The organism is Bordetella tumbae (assembly GCF_054780995.1).
This window is the reverse complement of the sequence record NZ_BAAGVG010000033.1, coordinates 1-3,201: the sequence shown is the minus strand read 5'-3', so window position 1 is coordinate 3,201 and position 3,201 is coordinate 1. Positions and strand designations below refer to the sequence as shown.

6 protein-coding genes are annotated in these 3,201 nt (G+C 53.9%); 2 read left to right on the top strand and 4 right to left on the bottom strand.

Annotated features, from left to right (window positions below; genetic code table 11):
* The first annotated feature begins 99 nt into the window (after positions 1-99).
* Both ACYVI2_RS29210 and ACYVI2_RS29205 read left to right on the top strand, forming a co-directional pair.
* Positions 100-417, top strand: coding sequence for a hypothetical protein (locus ACYVI2_RS29210; RefSeq protein ID WP_415819010.1), 318 nt, complete (start codon positions 100-102; stop codon positions 415-417).
* 93 nt (positions 418-510) lie between these two features.
* Positions 511-1,332, top strand: a complete 822-nt coding sequence (locus ACYVI2_RS29205; protein WP_415819009.1) for a hypothetical protein — start codon at positions 511-513, stop codon at positions 1,330-1,332.
* 148 nt (positions 1,333-1,480) lie between these two features.
* Here the strand turns inward: ACYVI2_RS29205 and ACYVI2_RS29200 are convergent, their stop codons facing one another.
* The 4 genes from ACYVI2_RS29200 to ACYVI2_RS29185 all read right to left on the bottom strand — a co-directional run.
* The gene (locus tag ACYVI2_RS29200; protein ID WP_415819008.1) at positions 1,481-1,846 is read right to left on the bottom strand and encodes a hypothetical protein; all 366 of its coding nucleotides are present in this window, start codon (positions 1,844-1,846) and stop codon (positions 1,481-1,483) included.
* A gap of 47 nt (positions 1,847-1,893) precedes the next feature.
* A complete protein-coding gene (locus tag ACYVI2_RS29195; RefSeq protein ID WP_415819007.1) occupies positions 1,894-2,436 on the bottom strand; it encodes a lysozyme in 543 nt (180 codons plus the stop codon).
* The gene (locus ACYVI2_RS29190; RefSeq protein WP_415819006.1) at positions 2,433-2,618 is read right to left on the bottom strand and encodes a phage holin family protein; all 186 of its coding nucleotides are present in this window, start codon (positions 2,616-2,618) and stop codon (positions 2,433-2,435) included. The genes ACYVI2_RS29195 and ACYVI2_RS29190 overlap by 4 nt, the downstream gene beginning before the upstream one ends.
* 83 nt (positions 2,619-2,701) lie before the next feature.
* Positions 2,702-3,201, bottom strand: a 500-nt coding sequence (locus ACYVI2_RS29185; RefSeq protein WP_460490391.1) for a hypothetical protein, incomplete at its 5' end; no start/stop codon positions are given.

The following is a 3,201-nucleotide window of genomic DNA, read 5'->3' as shown; positions in this document are numbered from 1 at the left end:
ACCGATCCGCCCTTTTTTGTCTGGAACTGTCTACCGTTTCGCACGGAATTCGCACCGAATTCGCACCGGATCGGAATGAGGCTGTAACATACGATTACTATGACCTATCCGATCCCCGAATCTCTATCAGATACACATGAGGGCGCCGAGTGGGCGCTTGCCGCAATCCTTGGCGATCGCCTCGTTGGCCTACTCTATCTGTCTACCGTCGCGCCTGCGCTTGTCGAGCATTTAGACACTCCCTCCTCAGAGTTCGTGATCAAGCGATGGGTTCAGACTGCGCCAGCAGATTTGCGCGAGTTGCAGGCGCTGGGGGATGTGAGCGCTGGGATTGTCACAGAGGATGGTTTCGAGGCGCGCTGGCAGTTGGCTGAGTGGCAGCCTGGCGATCAGTTGCCGGAGCGTAGCGCCAGCTAAATTCATCACAAGCGACTCTGTGGCTGACGATAAGAAAAGAAGAAAATCCGCGCCGGTTGAAATCGTGCTGGCCACAACCCAATGCGAGAAGATATGAGATTAGTTAAGAGTTGCAGGCCCGAACATAACGTTAGGACTACCCTAGCGGCACAAATTCAGCTAGGAACCTTCAATTATTATCGTGCACACGAAAATCAGGAGATCGCGGATTCGCTCGAAGCAAGCAACAGTCTGGCGGTCAGCATACGTGGTCCAATAAAGATTCCAGCTCGCTTCTACAATGCTCTAGTGGGCGAGAGATTCTCATTCGAAGCTGAGCGCTATCCTCCGATTTGCAAGCTCCCCACTGCCCTCGAAACTCATGTAAAAATCCTGCGAGTTCGACTTGGCGATCCCGTTTTAGTATTTGAGGCGGAGTTTGATATACACCGAGCGCTACCCAATGGCTTCACATTTTGCATGTCGCAATTAGACGATGCAAGCATTAGGCCATTTCAGTCTTATGAAGACTCTTGGTCTATCCCGTGGGAAAAAGCTGATCTCTTCGCGTGGCATTTGGGAAGGATGGTAGCAATGCAGCACGAGCCGGGCTGGTTCGAGCCGAGATTTCTAGAGGACTGGGAGTCCGGAAAGATCGCCGCTGGTAAGCTCGTGTTCAACACACATCATCGGGCAGTTCTTTATTCTGATCGCGAATTAAAAATACTATCTGGAACAGAAGACGAACTAAATAAAGTTTTTACCAGGATTCGTACTCTAGCCTTTACAAAACCCTCTCATTTTGCTCCTGAAAGAGAGTACCGCTTTCTAGTAAATGCTGTCTGTGAGCATCCAGACGGTACGAGAACAATATATCTCGCTGGAAAAGACTATATAAGATTGAACTGCGACATTCCTTGGAGAGAATTATCGTAATTGCAGGTTTTTGGCGACGAGATCAGACTTTAGCGCTTTGTGTTCTCACTTAGGCCACGCCGATATGGTTTCACTATGCCGTTTTGCGCAAATTGCCCACAGCACTAATACCTCTTCCTGCATCCATAATTGCCATGCATCATAGTCATCAGGGTTCGGAGGGGGATCTGGAATTGGAGGGCATGGCGCTGCCAGTTCGCTGTCCAGTGGCGGCACGATTCGCGGCACGTACTGAATCGGCGAGGCTGCGCACGCGGTCAGCATCAGGGCGACACCCATCAGGAAGAGGTTGCGCATCTTTTAAGGCCTTTGAGATTTTTCCTATCTGGTCCGGCAATCGTTCGGCCGTTTCCCTGGCACGTTGAGCCGCGGTCGCAATGTTCTGTATGTCGTTGGTAATCTGATTGAGCGACGCCGTAGCAACGTCAGATTTCGTCTGTGCTTGCTCGCGCTGGCATTCGGCGATCTGCGATCCTAATCTCCACTCCTGACCAAGTCCCACGACCACGCTCATTACTAGCCCTCCACCCGCAGCAGCAGCGGCATAGCCTTTCCAGCTGATTAGTGCAGTCCCGATAGACATTGCTTTCTCTCATCAAGACGACGGCTGTATAGGCCAGGTACATACTTGCCATCAGCCACGGACCAATTAGGCCGCTTGGTCGGCACCTTGTGAGCGATCGCATCACAGGCCTCGGCCACGCGACCGGCATTGAGCAAGCCCATGGCCACACTCACACAGGCATTGGCGTTGCCCACGTTATGGCCGAAGCTGCTGAACGCGTCGAATATTGGCTGCGTCACGTAGACCTTGATGCACTTGGCCAGCTCGATCTGGCCCTCACTGACAACGATCTGCTCCACCTCTAGGCATTTCTCGTCTGACCAGTAATCGCCCAAGATGACCGGCTCGGGACTCGTGTATTTGGTGATTCCTCGACAGACAGTCGGGAGGTTCTTGGCCAGCTTGTCGGGATAGACGACGTTCTGGCCGTCGCCTTCCCAGCGGCTGAGCATCTGTTGCAGGTCAGGCGTAAACAATGCCAATGCGCCAGAGGCGATCAGGGCCAGCGCACCGCCTGCTACCTTGGTACCGATCTTCATTGCTGGCGTTCCTTGACCCAGGTGGTGATAAGTTTCCAGTACTTGGGCAGCAACAGGCCGATTTGCATAGCAAGGTAGACCAGCGTTGCTAGTGCTACCCATTCGTTCAGCGTCAGCCCGTAAAAGACCGCGCCAGAGGCCCCGATACCCATTTTCACGAGCGCGGCTTTATCGTCAGGCATTTCTGTGATCCTTTGAGGCATAGGGCCTCCCGTATTGATGATCTGGATCGGGCGATTGATGGTTGTCGTGCATCGCGCCACACTCAGATGGTCACGCCACGCGAAGCCATCGCACGCTTCACTTGCTGATACGTGGCAGTGATCTCAGCATCAGACAGCCCGCGAGAAGCTATGCCCGCCCAATGCTGTCGGCTCGTGCCGTACATGGTCGTAGCGTTCCCAGATGATCCGATACGCAGGTTGGTGCTGCTGGCCAACGGAGTCGCTCGGTCGTCAGTCGCAGAGGCAGAAATATCCTGCGTCTTGTCATGCAACGTGATCGTGCCACCGCTCAACCGGGCGGCATAGAAATGCGGCGCGGTTTGCGTGGTTGCCAACGTCACCGCCTTGCTCGCACCCGTGTCGTTACCGAGGATGAGAACGGCCCCGCCAGTCAGGTTGAAATAAACGCCAGCACCCGAATAGGATTCGGATGAGCGGGTGTAGTTACCGATGAAGAAGGGTCGATCGTTATTGACGGCAATGGGGTTGGGGGCCATGCCAACAAACATCATCGTCCATTCTTCCGGCTCGACAATCCCCG